The following is a 17,951-nucleotide window of genomic DNA, read 5'->3' on the forward strand; positions in this document are numbered from 1 at the left end:
CCGGGCACGCCGCGCGCCGGGTGTCCGGGGTCTACTCCACGCTCGACGTGCCCGGTGTCGCGGCGGATACCGGCACGCCGAGTAGCTCGGGCAGGTCGGCGACGCTCGGTAACAGGTGGGTGTGCCGCACCGCACCGAGGTCCGTGGCGTCGTACCCGCCGGTCAGGACACCGACGACCGTGCCGGCTCCGGCGTTGTGGCCCGCCTCGAGATCGCGGCGCGTGTCCCCGGCGACGACGACGTCCGCGACGGCGCGCACCCCGGTGCGTTCCATCGCACGGAAGATCATGTACGGGGCGGGCCTGCCGGCCGGGACGTCGTCGACGCACACGACCGCGTCCAGCACGCCGGTGGTCCAGCCGAGCGTGGCGAGCAGACCGTCCACGACGGACCTGTCGAATCCGGTGGTCAGCGCGACCTTGATGTCGGCGGCTCGTAACGCGGCGATCGCCTCGGGGACCCCGGGCAGCGGCTGCGGTGGCCTCGACCGGTATGCGGCGTCGAGCCTCGCGTGGAAATCGGTGAACGCGGATTCCACAACGGACGGATTAGGAACGCGGCCCTTCCCTTGCTCCAGTAGCCCTGTGATGGCTTCCTTCTTGTCGGCACCCATCCAGCGCTGGATGTCTGTTGTGGACGGTGATGCGCCTGCGGCGACGACAGCGCCCTCGAGCGCCGTGTACACCGCCCCGCGTTCGTCGACGGTGGTACCTGCGATGTCCAGTACGGCGAGTGCGGTCACGACGCCGACCTCCAGTTCCTGGCGAGTGTGGGTAGTGCCTGCTGGGAGTTCTCGATGGCGAAGCCGACGAGTTCGGGGCGGTAGCGGTCGTCGGAGTACTCCACCGGCGTTCCGTCCACGCCGGTGGCCCTGCGCTGTTCCCGGAGGAGCGGCGCACCCGGTGCGACGCCGAGCAGTTCGCCGTCCGTCCCGTCGGCTGCCACGGCGTCGACGAGATGCCGCGCGAGGCTCATGTCGACGCCCTGGCCGCCGAGGAACGCGTAGATCGAACCGGAATCACAGTCGTGGTCGAACAGCAACCGGCCGACGGGTTCCACGAACGTCGTGCGTTCGAGCATGGTCGGGGTGCCGTCGATGAGCCGCAGTCGCACCAGCTGCACGACCGGCTCCCCCTCGTCGAGCAGGAGTTCGTCGGCGATCTCCGCACTCGCGGGCCTGCGTGCGATCTCGAGTGTGCGCTGGCCCGGCGTTCGGCCCAGTCCGTGCACCCAGCTGGAGAACGAGAGGAACGTTTCGAACGGCTGACTCAACACCTGGCGGCGGACGACGGGCGGCTTGCCCCGGCCCCCGCCGATCATGCCCTCCGTCCGCAGGGTCGCGAGCGCCTGCCGGACCGGTCCGCGCGAGGCGTCCCACTGCGTGCACAACTGCGATTCGGACGGCACCGGGGCGCCCACCGGCAGCTCGCCGGAGGAGATCAGGCGGCGCAGGTCGGCGGCGATCTGCTCGTGCAAGGGCGTCTCCATGGTGATGACTATACATGTCGAGGCGCTCGTTAACTGCTGATGAACAGGGCAAATACAGACATGCTCGCCAGTTGACGCGATCACGGCTACTCCAACAGGTTCCTTGTCATGACAAGTTGTGCGGAGCTCGGCACGGCCGACGTCGTCGTGATCGGTGCGGGCATCGTCGGGCTCGCCCACGCGTACGAAGCCACCGAGCGAGGCCTGTCGGTGGCCGTCGTCGAACGGGACGAACGTGCGACCGGCGCTTCGGTCCGCAACTTCGGGCACGGGTGCATCACCGCGCAGGACGGGCAGGCACTCGACTACGCGCTCGTCGCCCGTGACACGTGGCTGCGGCTGGCGAAGGAGGCAGGATTCCACGTCGGCGAAGCGGGCACGGTCGTCGTCGCCAGGGCCGCCGACGAGCTGGCGCTGCTCGGCGAGCTCGCCGAGCTCAGACACGGCCAGGTCGAACTTCTCGGCGAGCGCGCCGTGCTGGAACGCGTCCCCGTGGCCGAGGCGATCGGTGGCGCGCACTTCCCGCTCGACCTGCGCGTCGACCCGCGCGAAGCCGTCCACGCCATCGCTGCGGCGCTCGCCGACCGGGGGGTGACCTTCCACTGGTCCACGACCGCCCACACGATCGGAACCGGCGAGGTCGGCACCAGCAGGGGCGTGCTGCGTGCCCGCCGCGTCGTCGTCGCGGTCGGCCACGACGTCGACCGGCATTTCCCCGGACTGGCCGAGGAACGTGCCGTCCAACGGTGTTCGCTGCACATGCTGCGGGTGGCCGAGCCGCACGGCCGTGACATCGACAGCGCTGTGCTGACCGGCTTCTCGATGCTGCGCTACGCGGCCTTCGCCGCGTGCCCGAGCCGTGCCGCGGTGCGTGCCCGCCTCGAACGCGATCACCCCCGCCTCGTCGAAGCGGGACTGAACCTGATGTTCACCCAGCTTCCCGGCGGCGATCTGACGATCGGCGACACGCACGCCTACCAGGCCACGTTGTCGCCGTACCGCGCGGAGAACCTCGACGAGCTCGTGCTCGACGAGACCGCGCGACTGCTCGGTGCGCGGTCGCTGGCCGTGCGCGAACGGTGGACCGGTGTGTACGCGTCCGCACCCGATCCGTTCCTGGTCGAGACCCCCTGCGACGGCGTCCGCGTCGTCGCTGTCACCTCCGGCATCGGCATGACCACGGCTTTCGGGCTCGCTCCGGCCGTGTTCGACGACCTGCTCACCTGACGACCCGTTCCTCCCCCACCCCGTCCCAGGAGAACCCACCATGCATTCCCCGTTGAATCGGTTCGCCATGTTCGCGGCGGCCGCGACCTTCGTCCTCACGACGACCGCGGCGTGCGGCACTGCTCAGGACGGCGCAGGCGGCGCCTGTCCGGACGGTGGGGTGCGCTTCGGCATCGAACCCTACGAGGACCCGGCGAAACTCACGCCCGCCTACCGGGTCCTCGCCGACGCCCTGCAGCGGAAACTGGACTGCAACGTCGAGCTGAAGGTCGTCGACGACTACTCCGGCGAGGTGCTCGCGATGCGTAACGAGCAGCTCGAACTCGCCCAGTTCGGCCCGCTCGGGTACGTGTTCGCCAGCCGCAAGGCCGATGCGGAGCCGCTCGTCTCGTTCGCCGACGCCGAGGGCAGGCTGACGACCTACACCGGCGGCATCTGGGTTCCGAAAGATTCGGATATTCAGGACATCGAGGACCTGCGAGGGCGCACCCTCGCCCTCGGTGCGGTCGGTTCGACGTCCGGCGATGCACTGCCGCGCTACGCGCTGCGGGAAGCCGGACTCGCCGAGCGGAACGTCCGGATCGACTACGCAGGCGGCCACCCGGAGGCGCTGCTCGCGCTGACCAACGGCAAGGTCGACGCGGCCGAGATCAACAGTCAGCAGCTGGCGGCGGCGAAGGCCGAGGGGACCTTCGACGAATCCCGATACCGGCGGATCTGGGAGTCCGACCCGATCCCGAACGATCCGATCACGGTGCGGGGCAGCCTTGCGCCGGAGTTCAAGAACCGGGTCAAGGAAGCGCTGCTCGACCTCGCCCCGGCCGATGTCGAGAAGGTCGGTCAGTACCTCGACGTCGACCCGCCGGGTCCGCTCGTCGAGGTCGACGAGAAGACCTACCGGCCGTTGTTCCGGCTCGCCGACACCCTCGGGCTGAGTGAAGACGATGCCTGACGTGCCGGCGCTGCGGATCAGCGAGCTGAGCAAGTCGTTCGGCGAGCACCGGGTGCTCGACGGCATCGACCTCGACGTGCGGGCGGGCGAGTTCGTCGCCGTGCTCGGTGCGAACGGATGCGGGAAGTCGACGGCCCTGCGCTGCGTGGTCGGGCTGGAACGGCCGGATGCCGGGGAGATCACCGTCGACGGCCGTCCCGCCATGGTCTTCCAGCGGATCCACCTGGTGAACCGCAGGAGCGCGCTCGACAACGTGTGCGCGGGCGCGCTCGGGCGGCTTCCGCCCAGCAGGTCGCTCTCGCCCCGGCTGTTTCCCCGCGAACTGCGGGAGGAAGCCATGTGGTGCCTGGAACGTGTCGGCATGGCCGATCAGGCCGGCCTGCGGGCCGGCAGGCTGTCCGGTGGGCAGCAGCAGCGGGTGGCGATCGCGCGCGCCCTGTGTCAGCGGACGAACGTTCTCCTCGCCGACGAGCCGGTGTCGGCTCTGGATCCGAGCGCGGCCGTGCGGATCAGTGAGCTGCTCGCCGGTCTCGCCGGCGAGGGGCTCGCGGTCGTGGCCGTGCTGCACCAGCCACAACTGGCCGTCCGGTGCGCCGACCGCATCGTGGGGCTCAGCGGTGGCCGGGTGACCGTCGACGCGCCGACCGGAGCGGTGTCGCCGGAGGAACTCGACGCGCTCTACGTGCCGGATCGGGTGGTCGTGTGACCACCGCAGCCCCCGAACGCCGCGGCACGAGTGAACCACCTCGCAGGCCGTGGCCGTCCGCGATCACCCTCGGCATCGCCGCGGTCGTCGTCGCCCTCCACGTCGTCGCGTGGAACGCCACCGGGTTCTCGCCCGCCGCCCTCGTGGCGGGCTGGGAGGGCATCGCCGACTTCTTCGCCGAGGCGCTGCCGCCGGACCTGACGTGGGACGACGTCGTGCGGCCCAGCATCGACGCCGCCGTCGTGACCCTCGGGATCGGTTTGCTCGGCACCACGCTGTCGGTGCCGTTCGCGCTGGTGCTCGCGCTGCTCGCGGCACGCGCCACGACCCGCGGTTCGGTCACCTATCAGCTGGCGCGCGGGGTGCTGTCGTTCCTGCGGGCGGTCCCCGACATCGTGTTCGCGCTGGTGTTCATCACGGCCGTCGGCCTCGGTCCGTTCGCCGGGGTGCTCGCGCTGGTGTTCCACAACACGGGGGTGATGGGCAAGCTGTGGGCCGAGGCGATGGAGGAGACGGAGCTCGGACCGCGGGACGCACTCAGGGTGGCGGGTGCGAGCAGGGCGCAGCAGGCCGTGCACGCGGTCCTGCCTGCGACGCTGCCGCAGCTGGTCGGCCTCCTGCTGTACCGGTTCGACGTGAACGTACGGTCCTCGCTCGTGCTCGGCCTCGTCGGCGCGGGTGGGATCGGGTTCTTGATCAACCAGTCGATCAAGCTGTTCAGGTTCGACGAGATGGTCACGCACCTGCTCGTCGTGCTGGTCCTGGTGATCGCGGTCGACCAGTTGTCGGCTCTGATCCGCAGGCGGCTCGGCGTGTGACGACGGCCGCCCGGTGGTGGGAGGGCCCGAAGGGCCGTGCGCCCGGTATGCGCGCCGTCAGGGCCGCCGTCGGCTCCCTCCGGCGCCGGCAGCGACCCTGACCTGCACCGATGATCGGCCCGGCGCCGGTCGGCAGGACCGGACCGGCCCGCCGGTGCGCCGCACGCCCACGTACCCTGGGGCCGTGGCCACTGATACGACCCTGATCGACACCACCGCCCACGCCGCGGAGACGCCGGACACCGCGCAGCCGTACGCCGAGCTGGGCCTCGCCGACGACGAGTACCAGCGCATCCGCGAGATTCTCGGCCGGAGGCCCACGGAAGCCGAGCTGGCGATGTACTCGGTGATGTGGAGCGAACACTGCTCGTACAAGTCGTCGAAGAAGCACCTCGGCTACTTCGGCGACACCACCACGGCCGAGATGCGCGAGAAGATGCTCGCCGGCATCGGCGAGAACGCGGGTGTCGTCGACGTCGGTGACGGCTGGGCGGTCACCTTCAAGGTCGAGAGCCACAACCACCCGTCCTATGTGGAGCCGTATCAGGGTGCGGCGACCGGTGTCGGCGGCATCGTGCGGGACATTCTCGCGATGGGCGCGCGTCCGCTCGCCGTGGCCGATCCGCTGCGGTTCGGGCCGGCCGACGCCGAGGACACCCGTCGCGTGCTGCCGGGCGTGGTCGCGGGTGTCGCCGGTTACGGCAACTGCCTCGGCCTGCCGAACGTCGGCGGCGAGGTCGTGTTCGACCAGACGTACGCGGGGAACCCGCTGGTCAACGCGATGTGTGTCGGCGCGATGCGGGCCGAGGACCTGCACCTGGCACACGCGTCCGGCGCCGGCAACAAGATCATCCTGTTCGGTGCGCGCACGGGCCTCGACGGCATCGGCGGCGTGTCCGTGCTGGCGAGCGCCACGTTCGACGGTGACGAGAGCGCGGGCGGCCGGAAGAAGTTGCCGAGCGTGCAGGTGGGCGACCCGTTCACCGAGAAGGTGCTCATCGAGTGCTGTCTCGAACTGTTCGCGAAGGACGTCGTCGTCGGCATTCAGGACCTCGGCGGCGCCGGCCTCTCGTGCGCCACGTCCGAGCTCGCCGCGGCCGGTGACGGCGGCATGTACATCGACCTGGACCGGGTTCCGCTGCGCGCCACCGGGATGACGGCCGCGGAGATCCTGTCGAGCGAATCGCAGGAACGCATGTGCGCCGTCGTCGCTCCGTCCGATGTGGACGCGTTCATGGAGATCTGCCGCAAGTGGGACGTCATCGCCACGGAGATCGGCGAGGTCACCGACGGCGAGAACCTGGTGATCAGCTCGCACGGCGAGACCGTCGTGGACGTGCCGCCGCGGACCGTCGCCCACCAGGGCCCCGTCTACGACCGCCCTTACGCGCGTCCCGTGTCGCAGGACGACATCCAGTCGTCGACGCCGGACTCGTTGTCCCGTCCGTCCACTCCGGACCAGTTGCGGGAAACGCTGCTGCGGCTGATCTCCTCGCCGGACCTCGCATCGCGTGAATGGGTCACCCAGCAGTACGACCGCTACGTGCGCGGCAACACCGTGCTCGCCCAGCCCGCGGACTCCGGCATGATCCGCGTCGACGAGTCCACGTCGCGGGGCGTTTCGGTGTCGACCGACTGCAACAGCCGCTACGTCTACCTCGACCCCTACCGAGGTGCTCAGCTGGCGCTGGCTGAGGCGTATCGCAACGTCGCCGCCGGTGGCGCGCAGCCGCTCGCCGTGACGAACTGCCTGAACTTCGGCTCCCCGGAGGACCCGGGCGTGATGTGGCAGTTCGAGCGCGCCGTGCACGGCCTTGCCGACGGGTGCGCCGAACTGGGCGTGCCCGTGACGGGCGGCAACGTCAGCTTCTACAACCAGACCGGCGACACCGCGATCCTGCCGACGCCGGTCGTCGGCGTGCTCGGCGTGATCGACGACGTCCGGCGGCGCATCCCCACGGGCATCGGCAACGAACCCGGCGAATCGCTGCTGCTGCTCGGTGACACGCGGGACGAGTTCGGCGGTTCGGTCTGGGCGCACGTCGTCCACGGTCACCTGGGTGGACTGCCGCCCGAGGTGGACCTGGAGCGCGAGCGGCTGCTTGCGGAGATCCTCGTCGCGGGTTCGCGCGACGGCATGATCTCGGCCGCACACGATCTGTCGGACGGCGGGCTCGCGCAGGCGATCGTCGAGATGGCGCTGGTCGGGCAGTGCGGCGCTCGTCTCCTGCTCGACCCCGACGCCGATCCGTTCGTCCAGCTGTTCTCCGAGTCCGCGGGCCGTGCACTGGTCGCAGTCCCGCGGACCGAGGAGCTGCGCTTCACCGAGATGTGCAGCGCGCGCGGCCTGCCGTGGCGCAAGTGCGGTGTCGCCGACGAGCAGTCGGACAGGCTGGAGATCCAGGACATCGCCACCGTCGGGCTCGACGAGCTGCGCGAGGCCTGGGAAGGAACGCTGCCGAAGCTGTTCGCCTGAGCACTCGGGGTCAGGCTCCGGACGCCGGCCCGCGATGCGCGGTCGCCGGCTCCTGGCCGGGTGCCGCGATGCCTCCGATGAGGACGTCGACGACCTGCCGCGCCAGGTCCTGTATGTCGTCATCGGACTGGCCGTCGATCCGGCGGTACCACATGTCGACGGCGTTGAGACTGCTCAGCAGCGTGCGCGTGGCGAGAGCCGCGTCGACCTCACGGATCGAGCCGTCCTCGATGCCCGTGGCCAGCACGCGGTGGAAGAGCCGCTCGTAGTCCGTCCTGAGATCGTTCAACGCCGCCAGCGCGTCGCGCTGGCGGATCTTCAGTTCGGTTGATTCCTTCGCGCGCACGCCCTGGTGGACGACATTGTGGTAGGCGATGTCCCGCATCAGGTTGAGCACGTGGGCCTGTGACATCGCCACGAGCCGGTCCCGTCCGCTGCCGTCGCCACAAGCGTGCGACTCGACGTGTTCGCGAACGCGGCGCATGCCTTCTTCGTACACCGCGAGGAACACGTCGAACTTCGAGCGGAAGTGGTAGTAGATCAAGCCTTTGGTCGCGCCCACGTCGTCGGCGATGTCGTCGATCGTGGTGCTGCCGAATCCGCGGCGCATGAATGCCTCGGCGGCGGCGTCGAGGATGCGTCCCTTCACGCCGTTGTCGGTTACGCCACCGTCCTTGGCGCCACCCTCCACCTCGGAACCCGCAGTCAACGAATCCTCCATCGCTCGTCAGTAGTTGCACATCATCCCACCGCGTCATCGCGGCCGGCCGTGGATGGCTCCGCCGGTGTTGACGCGACGTGTCCTGCACCACATAATACGCGGTAGTATTCCTGGTGAAAGGGTTATTGGCCGTGAGTTTCAGCTTTTCCGACAAGGTCGCCATCGTGACCGGGGCCGGCGGTGGTCTCGGCAGGGCGCATGCGCTGGCCCTCGCCGAACGCGGTGCCAGGATCCTGGTCAACGACGTCGGCGGGTCCGTCTCGGGCGCAGGGAACGACGAGAGTGCGGCCGCGGAGGTGGTCGTCGAGGTGGAGCGCCGTGGTGGTGAGGCCATGGTCAGCCGAGCCGATGTCACCGACGTACGCGACGTCGAGGGCATGGTCGCCCAGGCGATCCAGCGGTGGGGCCGCGTCGACATTCTGATCAACAACGCGGGAATCCTCAGGGACAGGTCGTTCGCCAAAATGGACGCCGACGAGTTCCGCCACGTGCTCGAGGTGCACCTGATGGGCTCGGTGCACTGCACGAAAGCCGTCTGGCCGCACATGGTGCAGCAGGGATTCGGGCGGGTGCTGATGACGACGTCCGGCTCCGGGATATACGGCAACTTCGGCCAGGCCAACTACGGTGCGGCCAAGTCCGGCGTCGTCGGGCTCATGAACGTGCTCGCGATCGAAGGTGCACGCAACGGAATCCACGTCAACACTCTCGCGCCGACCGCCGCGACCCGGATGACCGAGGAACTCATCGACCCCGGTGCGCTGGACGTCCTCACTCCGGAGTCGATTGCTCCGGGTGCACTGTTCCTCGTCTCCGATGCCGCGCCGAACAAGACCGTCCTCGCGGCCGGTGCCGGTGTGTTCGCGGTGGCGCGCATGGAGGAGTCCGCGGGCGTGTACCTGCCCGAGGACGTGCGCGAGCCGGAGACCATCGCCGACCGTTGGGCCGAGATCAGCGACATGTCCGCATCCGTCGTGACCGAGTCCGCGTTCGGGCAGACGGCCCGCTATGTCGAACTCGCGGGCACCCACGATGAGCCGGCAGGAGCGTCGCAATGACGAACCACGCAGCGTCGAACAGCCCGGCGCCGAATCACGCAGCATCGAACGGCCCGGCCGCCGGCGCCGAGGAGGCCAACGCCGCCTCGGCGAGTGGTGAAACGATGAATCCTGCGGCGCTGTTCGACGTCTCCGGCAAGACGGTGGTGGTCACCGGGGGTTCACGGGGAATCGGGCTGATGATCGCCAGGGGATTCGTCCGATCCGGCGCCACGGTCGTCATTTCGTCCCGAAAGGCCGACGCATGCCGGCAGGTGGCCGAGGAGCTCTCCGCGTTCGGAACGTGTGTCGCCCACCCCGCGGATCTGTCCACACAGGACGGAATCGCTGACCTGGCGGAACGGGTGCGCCGACTCTCCCCGCGCATCGACGTACTGGTCAACAACGCGGGCGCGACGTGGGGAGCGCCGCTCGACGAGTTCCCCGAGAGCGCGTTCGACAAGGTCTTCGACGTCAACGTGAAGGCGGTGTTCGCGCTGACCCAGCACCTGCTGCCGGAACTGCGTGCCGCCTCCCGCGACGGCGACCCCGCACGCGTGATCAACATCGGTTCGGTCGACGGCATCACGGTGTCGGCCTCGGACAACTTCTCGTACGGTGCCAGCAAAGCTGCCGTGCACATGCTCACGCGCAAGCTCGCCGCGGCCACGGCAGCCGAGGGCATCACCGTCAACGCCATCGCTCCCGGGCCGTTCCCCAGCAAGATGATGGCCTACGCACTCGACGATCCGGAGCTACGTGCCGAGGTGCTCGACCGCATCCCTCTCGGCCGTCCGGGAAGTCCGGAGGACGCCGCGGGGACCGCGATCTTCCTCGCCTCCCGCGCCGGCGCCTATCTGACCGGAGCCGTCATTCCGGTGGACGGCGGACTGACCGGCGCCCGCTGACCACCGCCGGCCGAACCACGTAACCGCCGGCGGCAACCACCGGAGCCGCCGCCACTCCGATCACCGTCCCCTTCTCACGTCCCGGTCCCAACCATCTTCAGCGCGGAGGATTGTTGAATGACTCCAGTCGTCGTCATCATGCTGGTGTATTTCCTGCTCATGTTCGTCATCGGATACTGGGCCAAATCCCGGATCAAGTCCTCGAAGGACTTTCTCGTCGCCGGGCAGACCCTCGGTTTCTTCGTGATGGCGATCGGCACGTTCTCGTCGATCCAGAGCGGCTTCGGCATGATCGGTCACACGGCCAACACCTACTCGTGGGGAGTGCAGGCACTCGTTGCGGCGGCACTGCTCGTGCCGTTGGCGTTCGCGCTGTCCTGGTTCCTGCTCGGAGCCCGGTTGTACCGGCTGGCGCGGAAGTACGAGGTGTACTCGGTTCCCGACGTGATCCGCATCCGGTATCCCGGCCGCTCGGCCCACATCGCCATGTCCGTGGCGATGTTCGTCGGATCGGTCGCGTACATGACCGCGCAGGTCACCGCCACGGGCGTGATCGTGAGCCTCATCCTGGACACCTCGGTGTCCACCGGCGCGATCATCGGCTCGGCGGTCGTGGCCGTGTACACCGTTGCGGGCGGGATGCTCGCGGGCGCCTGGACCGACTTCATCCAGGGCCTGCTCATGGTCGTGCTGTCGATCGGTGCGTTCTTCGTGGCCACCAGCACCATCGGCGGCTGGGGGTCGATGTTGACCACCATCAGCAACTACGACCTCGACTTCCTGCGCCTGGACGCCTCGCAGCCGCTCACCTACGTCTACACGTTCGTCCTGGTGGCGGTCTTCGGTATCGCCGCGCAACCGCAGCTCATCACGAAGTTCCTGATGTTGCGGTCGTCCTCGGAACTGAAGTGGGGTGCACTCGTGGCCGCGCTGGCATACGGCATCACGACGATGTTCGCGCTCGGCGTCGGCCTGGCGATGCGGGCACTCACGATCCAGGGGAGGGCCCCGGAACTCGAGAACGTCGACAACACCGCCACGTGGTTCCTGGACAACATGGTCTCGCCGGTGTTCGCCGGATTCGTCCTCGCGGGGTTGCTCGCAGCCATCATGTCGAGCTCGAACTCCTTCATCGCCGTCGGCGCGTCCTCCCTGATGCGGGACCTCACGGGAGCGCTCGGCATCACGGTGCGCAACGAGGTGCGCTGGGCACGTATCGCCAGCGTGCTCGTCGTGGCGTGTGCCCTGGTGTTCACGCTCTACCTGTCGCAGGTGGTGTTCCTGTTGGGCGCCCTCGGATTCGCCGCCTTCGCTGCCGCGATCTTCGGGCCGCTCGCGCTCGGCCTGTACTGGAGAAGGGCGACCGGCCTCGCCACCACCGTCGCGATCACCTTCGGCATCGCCGGGAACCTGGTCACCACGGTGCTCACCTCACAGGAGATCATCACGATTCCGTCCTACATCCAGGTCGGCGGATTCATCACCGTCGTCGGCATTCTGATCTTCATCGCCGTGTCGGTGGCTTTCCCCTCTCGCGAATCCGCCAAGAGGTTCACCGAAATGCACGACATGCGGTCGCCGGTGGGGGCCGCCGCCGAGTAGCCGCTCACCACCACGCTCGCGCCCGTTCTCTCCACCTAAGGATGTCCGAATGAGTATCGATCGTACGGATGCATTGGTCGCCGCAATATTCGTGATCGTCACGGCCGTCACCGTCGGAGTGCTGTTCGACCTGTGGCACCTGGTGTACTACTCGATTCCGAGCCTGGTGACGATCTTCATGCTGATGGGTTCGCTCAACCGGCGGGACGAATGGAAGACCGGGGCGACGGCCCGCATCGTGTCCTTCGGGGCCGCTTTGACGGTGCTGTTCGTCGTGTCGAACGCGACACTGCACGGCGACGGCGTGATCGGTGGTCTGCCGACGTCGACAGCCGTGTTCGTCTACATGATCTGGCCGCTCGCCAGCGTGGTCGGGCCGCTGCTGTTCGCGTGGGTCTACCACGCCTGGCTCCGGCACGACGTCGACGACGTCGAAGCGCGTTCGGTCACCTCGTAGCAGGCCACGGCTCCTCGGACGGAGAAAGGTTGCGCATTCCCATGCCACCGGAAGAGTTTCCGCTGTGTGACATCCCGAAGTACCACGCAGGCGTCATGCCGCAGACCGTCGCGGTCCGCTGCGACGGCGACGAGCTGACCTGGACTCGGCTCCATCGCGAGAGCAATCGGGTCGCCCGTGGGCTGCGGCGTTGCGGCGTCTCGACGGGCAGCATCGTCACGCTCGCGTTGCCGGGCGGTGTCGACATGATCGTGTCGGCGTTCGCCTGCTACAAGGTGGGTGCCACTCCCCAGCCACTGTCGACGAAACTGACCGAGCGGGAGATCGGCGAGATCCTCGCGCTGGCAGAGCCCGCGGCGATCGTCGTGGACGCGGCGGACTCCGGCGTTCCCGGAGGGGCCACTGTGGACCGGCTTCGGGAACTCGGCGCCACTGACGAGGATCTGCCCACGGTGGTCGCGCCGTCGTGGAAGGCCCCGACGTCCGGCGGGTCCACCGGCCGTCCGAAGATCATTCTCTCCGGCAGGCCCGCTACGTATCGTGCCTTCGACGCGGAGGTCTGGGGCATCGGATCGGCGGACCGGCTCCTGGTCCCCGCACCCCTGCACCACAACGCGCCGTTCGGCACGGCCATGGCAGGCCTGTTCACGGGAGCCACGGTCACGTTGATGCGGAAGTTCGACCCGGAAGGCACGCTCGAACTGGTGAACCGCCATGCGATCAGCTGGCTCTACCTGGTTCCGACGATGATGCGCCGGATCCACGCCCTCCCCGATGAGATCAAGCAGCGACACGACCTGTCCGGCCTGAGGTCCGTGTGGCACGTCGCCGAGCCTTGCCCGCCGTGGTTGAAACGGGCGTGGATCGACTGGCTCGGGGCGGACGTGATCTGGGAGCTGTACGGCGGCACCGAGGCGCAGGCGGGGTGCACCGTGAACGGCCGCGAGTGGCTGGCCCATCCCGGCACGGTGGGTCGCGCCACCTGGGGCGAGATCAAGATCGTGGATGTCGACGGCGCCGACGTGACGACACCCCGAACGGCCGGAGAGGTCTACCTGCGACCGGCGCCGGAGAGTCCCGAACCGTACCGGTACATCGGAGCGGAGGCGAAGGAACTCGACGGGTGGGAATCACTCGGCGATGTGGGCGAGTTCGATGAGGACGGGTACCTGTACCTGCACGACAGGCTCTCCGACATGATCATCGCGGGTGGGGTGAACATCTACCCCGCCGAGGTCGAGAGCGCACTCGTCGAGCATCCGGCCGTGCTGTCCAGTGCGGTGATCGGACTGCCGGATGCGGATTCTGGCAACCGCGTGCACGCGATCGTCGAAACGTCCGCCGCCGACCCGGTTTCGGAGGCCGAGATCGCTGCGCACGCCGCTACCCGGCTGGCTCCGCACAAGCGGCCGAAGACCATCGAGATCTCCCACGAACCGCTACGGGACGACACGGGCAAGATGCGCCGTTCGGCGTTGCGCTCGGAGCGGATCTCCCCCTGAACGTGTGGTCCGAACACGCGTCGGCGTGTTCGGACCACACGGGGAGCGTTGTTCGACCCGGAGCGAGCGCCGCGGTTTACTGCCCGGATTCCTCGAGGTCGCTGACGCACCAGCCGCTCTCGTCCTTCATGACGAGCTCACCCTCGCTCGTGTTGCTGTCGCCCTGGTACTCGACGTCGAGCTTGATCGGCACGCGTGCCTCGTCACCGTTCTCGGTGGCGTCGCCGGTGACGGAGAACGTCATCTTCAGCCCGTCGGGCATGTCCTCGAGGTCACTGACGTCGCCCGCCGCGTCGGGGCTGCACGCGACCTCCTTGATCACGTCGACGTCCTTGTTGTTCAGCGCCTCGACGGCCTTCTCGGCGACGTTGTCCGGGCTGTCCCCGGTGAGGAACCCCGGCGCCCAGAACGCCGTGATGAGGAACGCGGCGATGACCACGACGGCGCCGCCGCCGATGCCGGCGATGAGGCCGGTCTTGCTCTTCTTCGGCGGCTCGCCGTAGCCGCCCTGCTGAGGGTAGCCCTGCTGCGGCTGGCCGTACGGCTGCTGGCCGTAGGGCTGCTGCTGACCGTACGGCTGCTGACCGTACTGACCCTGCTGACCGTATGGCTGCTGGTAGCCGCCCTGTTCCGGCTGGCCGTACGGCTGCTGGTAGTCGCCCTGCTGGGGGTTTCCCTGCTGCGGGTAGCCGCCCTGGCCCGGGTATCCGCCCTGCTGGGGGAACCCACCGGACTGGGGGTAGCCGCCGGGCTGCTGGCCGGGCTGTCCACCGTACGGATCGGGCTGGCCGGGTTGGGGTGGGTACGTCATGGCGGGCTCCCATTTCCTCGCGCGCGCGTGCGTCTTCCGACGTCGAACGGACAGTGAAACTACTTCATATGCAACGGCTTCGACGGATCGGTACCCCGGCCGGGTTCCCGTGACCGTCTCCCACGGTTGCGGCGTCCCCGCGGGTACACGGTCGCGTACGGCCCGTGACGCAGGATAACGGAGGCGTCACCGCTGTCGCGTCAGAAGCCGGCTCCGGAGCCGCTGCCCGCCTCGATGTCGGAGACGCACCAGCCGCCCTGGTTCTCGAGCGTGAGGTCGGCCTGCATGCTGGCGGACTTCTCACCGGACGTGACCTGCATGTCGAGTTTCGCCGACGCCTGGTCCACAGACGTCTCCTCCACCTCGGCGACCGAAGCCTGGATCGCGAGACCGTCCGGAGCCTCACCCTGCGGCGCGACGTCCGTGCTGCCGGCACAGGCGAGTTCCTTCATACCGGGTACGTCGAGGTCCGACAGCGCGGCCGCGTACTGCGCCGCGGCCGCCTGTGCCCCGCCGGTGTCGCCGCCGTCGAGGCCGCCGGAGTCCGTTCCGCCCGTGTCACCGGAGTCGCCGAAGCCACCGTCCTGCCCGCTGTCGCCGCTGGAACCACCGTCACCGCCGGAGTTCGCATCGCCGGCCGTGCCGGAGTCGCTGCCGCCGGAGTTGCCGCCGTCGGCGGACGTTTCGCTGTCGTCGCCCACGAAGAATCCCGGTGCCCAGAACCCGGTGACGAGGACGGCGCCGATCAGCACGACGGCTGCGGCGATGCCGACGACGAGGCCGGTCTTCTTGCTCTTCGGCTGCTCGTCGAACCCGCCGGGACCCTGCGGAAAGCCGGGCGGCTGACCGGGTGGCGGGTAGCCGCCACCCTGCGGCGGCATGCCCTGCTGCGGAAAGCCGCCGGACTGGGGCGCTCCCTGGTGGGGCGCTCCGTGGTGCGGTGCTGCAGGTTGAGGTGCTGAAGGGTGGGGTGATCCGGGCTGAGGTGCTGGGGGCTGAGGTGCTCCCTGCTGGGGATAGCCGCCCGGCAGCGGGCCGCCCTGGTGCGGTCCCGGCTGGCCGTACGGTCCCGGCTGCTGGCCGTAGGGCCCGGGCTGCGGTGGGTAGGTCACGACTCCCCCTCTGCTGGTCACGCACTGCTGCTGTCATGGCAGCTGCCTCGACTGGGTGACCTGTTGGGGTCACTCTGTCATGGCGCTACGGACGTTCGACTCGGGGTCGGTGGCTGCGGTTCCGTGTCCGGCGCGGCACAGCCGGACTCCTCCCACATCGTGGTGCACACCTCTCGCCCTCGCGGGTGTCCGGGGCCGGATCACGGTGGGCCCGTGTCATAGTGGACCGAGACGGAGGATACGCACCAGCCTTCGCCGTCGTCGTCGTCCAACAGGATGTCCGAAAGCGATGAGAGTTCGCCGTCGTCGGTCGTCCCGGTGATGGGCACGGGATACAGGCGATGTGCAGCGTCGTACGACGTGCTCTGCTTGTTGACCTCAGGTGCGCGGACGATCTTCGCGTTGCCGTGCACGAGATCGGCGACCCCTTCCTCCGAGTAGGTGACCATGTCGTCGTTCCTGGACACCGAGCACACCACAGCCAGCGCAGCCCGTTCGTCGCCGTCGTTGACGGCTTCGACGAAGCGGTCCGCGGCGATACGCCATGTCTTGATGCCGGTCGGGGGAGGCGGTTCCTCGTAGACGAACAGGTAGTACCCGCCGAAGAAGAGGGCAAAGGTCGTCACGATTGAGATCACGGTCCACAGGGCGGCCTTGAGCCCGGTTCGCGGCTTCTCCGGCTGTGGTCCACCGAACGGCTGCGGGTAACCCTGATACGGGTAGCCGCCGTTGGGTACGCCCTGCTGCGGGTATCGGCCCGGCTGCGGCACCCCTGGCTGGTGTCCCGGTTGCACTCCGTACGGCCCCGGCTGTCCGGGTTGTCCGAACCCACCCGGAGGCTGCTGGGCATGACCGCCCGGCTGGCCGGGCTGTGGTGGATACGTCATGGAACCCCCTCGTGCTGTGATCCCGCTATTGTTTCAGTCACCTGGTCGCTCTTGACTGCCTGGCGGGGTCAGCTCGGCGCCGCTCCGGGTCGGTGCGGCGCGCCAGCCGTCGGGCAGCTCGATGCTGCGTGCCGGATCGGCGGTGGTGTCCTCCACCGACACGTTCGCCGCTTCGCGCCAGCGGAGGTCGATGTCGCCGGCGAATCGTGCGTGGTGCAGATTCAGCTCGCCGAACGTCGCGTCGGTGAACCGGGCCGTGCCGTTGAACGCGGCCCCGGAGAACGAACAGTCCGCGGCGAACCGGGTGCGGCGGAACGACGCCAGTGAGTTGAACGTCGCGTCGCCGAACGTCGCGGGCTGCTCGAAAACAGTGTCGTCACAGCGGAATCTGCCCTGTAGGCGTCCCGTTCCGGTGCGGCCGCGGGTGAACCAGACCGGCCCGGTGAACACGCACTCGCTGAGGTTCGAATCGCTGTGCAGGTAGGCGTACCGCAGCACGACCGTGCCCATGCGACGGCGCGAGAGGTCGAGGTACTCGACAGCGGCGCCGGTGAGGTCGAGATCGTAGGCCGGGCCTCGCGGATCGTCCGGTTCGGACAGTAGCTGGTGTACCAGGCGCTGTGCCGTCAGCCGGACCTGGAGTTCACGCTCGGCCTCCTCCTGTTCTTCGCCCGTCGAACTGTCCGAATCGGACCACCTGGGGTGGGAGTACGGCCTGCGAAGGTAGGCACACAGCACGTCGAGCACCGTCTGCGTGTAGTCCGTACGGGCTTTCGCGAGCCCGGCCAGTGCGTGCATCGCGCCGACCCGCACCTGGTCGGCTTCGTGGCCGAGCAGCTCGACCGACCGTGCGAACCGCTCGTCCGAGACCCGGTCACCTTCGAGCGCGTGCCGGGCCTCCTCGACCCTGCGCCTGCGGTCGTTGAGCCACAGCGCGTACAGCGCGATGATCGCGCCGCCCGCGAGCCCTGCGGTACGCAGCGCGTCGCTGCGCGGCGTTCCGGGATCGGCGACGAGCCACGCGCCGATGGCCAGCACCGCCGCGACGGCAAGCACGAGCGTTGCGGCCAGTGCGACGGAAGAGCGCTGCGGGGAGTCCGGTGACCACAGGCGTTTCACGGCTCGTGACGGTAGTCGATCACATCCCTGCGTGGACGCCTGATCGCCCCTGGAACCCGTCACGCATTCGCCGTCGCCATGTCGACACGGCTGCGTATCGACCCGGCAGTTCGTCGGTGCAGCCGCTT

17 protein-coding genes are annotated in these 17,951 nt (G+C 68.8%); 10 read left to right on the forward strand and 7 right to left on the reverse strand.

Annotated features, from left to right (window positions below):
* Positions 1-31: 31 nt before the first annotated feature.
* Both LY12_RS23215 and LY12_RS23220 read right to left on the reverse strand, forming a co-directional pair.
* Entirely contained in the window at positions 32-742 is a 711-nt protein-coding gene (locus LY12_RS23215; protein WP_253859581.1) for a phosphonatase-like hydrolase, read from the reverse strand.
* Entirely contained in the window at positions 739-1,488 is a 750-nt protein-coding gene (locus LY12_RS23220) for a GntR family transcriptional regulator (RefSeq protein ID WP_253859582.1), read from the reverse strand. Before LY12_RS23220 ends, LY12_RS23215 begins: the two co-directional genes overlap by 4 nt.
* A 108-nt stretch (positions 1,489-1,596) precedes the next feature.
* Between LY12_RS23220 and LY12_RS23225 the strand changes: the two genes are divergently transcribed.
* The 5 genes from LY12_RS23225 (at position 1,597) to purL (ending at position 7,667) form a co-directional block, all read left to right on the forward strand.
* Complete coding sequence (locus LY12_RS23225) at positions 1,597-2,715, forward strand: TIGR03364 family FAD-dependent oxidoreductase (protein ID WP_253859583.1); 1,119 nt, start codon at positions 1,597-1,599, stop codon at positions 2,713-2,715.
* Between the two features lie 40 nt (positions 2,716-2,755).
* Positions 2,756-3,667 carry a phosphate/phosphite/phosphonate ABC transporter substrate-binding protein gene (locus tag LY12_RS23230; RefSeq protein WP_253859584.1) on the forward strand — a complete coding sequence of 304 codons (912 nt, stop codon included), beginning with the start codon at positions 2,756-2,758 and terminating at the stop codon, positions 3,665-3,667.
* Positions 3,660-4,373 carry a phosphonate ABC transporter ATP-binding protein gene (locus LY12_RS23235; RefSeq protein WP_253859672.1) on the forward strand — a complete coding sequence of 238 codons (714 nt, stop codon included), beginning with the start codon at positions 3,660-3,662 and terminating at the stop codon, positions 4,371-4,373. The genes LY12_RS23230 and LY12_RS23235 overlap by 8 nt, the downstream gene beginning before the upstream one ends.
* On the forward strand, positions 4,370-5,191 hold the full coding sequence (gene phnE / locus LY12_RS23240; protein WP_253859585.1) for a phosphonate ABC transporter, permease protein PhnE: 822 nt from the start codon (positions 4,370-4,372) through the stop codon (positions 5,189-5,191). Before LY12_RS23235 ends, phnE begins: the two co-directional genes overlap by 4 nt.
* Positions 5,192-5,375: 184 nt before the next feature.
* Complete coding sequence (purL, locus tag LY12_RS23245) at positions 5,376-7,667, forward strand: phosphoribosylformylglycinamidine synthase subunit PurL (RefSeq protein ID WP_253859586.1); 2,292 nt, start codon at positions 5,376-5,378, stop codon at positions 7,665-7,667.
* Positions 7,668-7,677: 10 nt separating this feature from the next.
* Here purL and LY12_RS23250 read toward each other — a convergent pair whose 3' ends face one another.
* The gene (locus tag LY12_RS23250) at positions 7,678-8,376 is read right to left on the reverse strand and encodes a TetR family transcriptional regulator (RefSeq protein WP_253859587.1); all 699 of its coding nucleotides are present in this window, start codon (positions 8,374-8,376) and stop codon (positions 7,678-7,680) included.
* Positions 8,377-8,519: 143 nt separating this feature from the next.
* On the opposite strand from LY12_RS23250, the gene LY12_RS23255 reads away from it, so the two are divergent.
* From LY12_RS23255 to LY12_RS23275, 5 genes are all read left to right on the forward strand, one after another.
* Positions 8,520-9,446 (forward strand): SDR family NAD(P)-dependent oxidoreductase, encoded by a 927-nt coding sequence (locus LY12_RS23255; protein ID WP_253859588.1) that lies wholly within the window; start codon positions 8,520-8,522, stop codon positions 9,444-9,446.
* 104 nt (positions 9,447-9,550) lie between these two features.
* Complete coding sequence (locus LY12_RS23260; RefSeq protein ID WP_253859673.1) at positions 9,551-10,333, forward strand: SDR family oxidoreductase; 783 nt, start codon at positions 9,551-9,553, stop codon at positions 10,331-10,333.
* Positions 10,334-10,450: 117 nt separating this feature from the next.
* Entirely contained in the window at positions 10,451-11,935 is a 1,485-nt protein-coding gene (locus tag LY12_RS23265) for a sodium:solute symporter family protein (protein ID WP_253859589.1), read from the forward strand.
* Positions 11,936-11,984: 49 nt separating this feature from the next.
* Positions 11,985-12,392, forward strand: a complete 408-nt coding sequence (locus LY12_RS23270; RefSeq protein WP_253859590.1) for a hypothetical protein — start codon at positions 11,985-11,987, stop codon at positions 12,390-12,392.
* A gap of 41 nt (positions 12,393-12,433) precedes the next feature.
* A complete protein-coding gene (locus LY12_RS23275; protein ID WP_253859591.1) occupies positions 12,434-13,894 on the forward strand; it encodes an AMP-binding protein in 1,461 nt (486 codons plus the stop codon).
* Positions 13,895-13,970: 76 nt separating this feature from the next.
* Here LY12_RS23275 and LY12_RS23280 read toward each other — a convergent pair whose 3' ends face one another.
* The 4 genes from LY12_RS23280 to LY12_RS23295 all read right to left on the reverse strand — a co-directional run bounded on the left by LY12_RS23280 (position 13,971) and on the right by LY12_RS23295 (position 17,823).
* Complete coding sequence (locus LY12_RS23280) at positions 13,971-14,705, reverse strand: hypothetical protein (protein WP_253859592.1); 735 nt, start codon at positions 14,703-14,705, stop codon at positions 13,971-13,973.
* A gap of 200 nt (positions 14,706-14,905) precedes the next feature.
* On the reverse strand, positions 14,906-15,586 hold the full coding sequence (locus LY12_RS23285) for a hypothetical protein (RefSeq protein ID WP_253859593.1): 681 nt from the start codon (positions 15,584-15,586) through the stop codon (positions 14,906-14,908).
* 431 nt (positions 15,587-16,017) lie between these two features.
* On the reverse strand, positions 16,018-16,704 hold the full coding sequence (locus tag LY12_RS23290) for a hypothetical protein (RefSeq protein WP_253859594.1): 687 nt from the start codon (positions 16,702-16,704) through the stop codon (positions 16,018-16,020).
* A gap of 33 nt (positions 16,705-16,737) precedes the next feature.
* On the reverse strand, positions 16,738-17,823 hold the full coding sequence (locus LY12_RS23295) for a pentapeptide repeat-containing protein (RefSeq protein ID WP_308292162.1): 1,086 nt from the start codon (positions 17,821-17,823) through the stop codon (positions 16,738-16,740).
* Between the last annotated feature and the right edge of the window lie 128 nt (positions 17,824-17,951).

It is taken from the genome of Prauserella alba, from assembly GCF_024171735.1.
Classification (GTDB): domain Bacteria; phylum Actinomycetota; class Actinomycetes; order Mycobacteriales; family Pseudonocardiaceae; genus Prauserella; species Prauserella alba.

What these genes read in the sequence shown, in the direction of transcription:
- LY12_RS23220 (WP_253859582.1), bottom strand. Translation starts at nt 1,488, where the DNA reads ATGGAGACGCCCTTGCACGAGCAGATCGCCGCCGACCTGCGCCGCCTG.
- LY12_RS23225 (WP_253859583.1), top strand. Translation starts at nt 1,597, where the DNA reads ATGACAAGTTGTGCGGAGCTCGGCACGGCCGACGTCGTCGTGATCGGT.
- LY12_RS23230 (WP_253859584.1), top strand. Translation starts at nt 2,756, where the DNA reads ATGCATTCCCCGTTGAATCGGTTCGCCATGTTCGCGGCGGCCGCGACC.
- LY12_RS23235 (WP_253859672.1), top strand. Translation starts at nt 3,660, where the DNA reads ATGCCTGACGTGCCGGCGCTGCGGATCAGCGAGCTGAGCAAGTCGTTC.
- LY12_RS23260 (WP_253859673.1), top strand. Translation starts at nt 9,551, where the DNA reads ATGAATCCTGCGGCGCTGTTCGACGTCTCCGGCAAGACGGTGGTGGTC.
- LY12_RS23265 (WP_253859589.1), top strand. Translation starts at nt 10,451, where the DNA reads ATGACTCCAGTCGTCGTCATCATGCTGGTGTATTTCCTGCTCATGTTC.
- LY12_RS23270 (WP_253859590.1), top strand. Translation starts at nt 11,985, where the DNA reads ATGAGTATCGATCGTACGGATGCATTGGTCGCCGCAATATTCGTGATC.
- LY12_RS23275 (WP_253859591.1), top strand. Translation starts at nt 12,434, where the DNA reads ATGCCACCGGAAGAGTTTCCGCTGTGTGACATCCCGAAGTACCACGCA.
- LY12_RS23280 (WP_253859592.1), bottom strand. Translation starts at nt 14,705, where the DNA reads ATGACGTACCCACCCCAACCCGGCCAGCCCGATCCGTACGGTGGACAG.
- LY12_RS23285 (WP_253859593.1), bottom strand. Translation starts at nt 15,586, where the DNA reads ATGCCGCCGCAGGGTGGCGGCTACCCGCCACCCGGTCAGCCGCCCGGC.
- LY12_RS23290 (WP_253859594.1), bottom strand. Translation starts at nt 16,704, where the DNA reads ATGACGTATCCACCACAGCCCGGCCAGCCGGGCGGTCATGCCCAGCAG.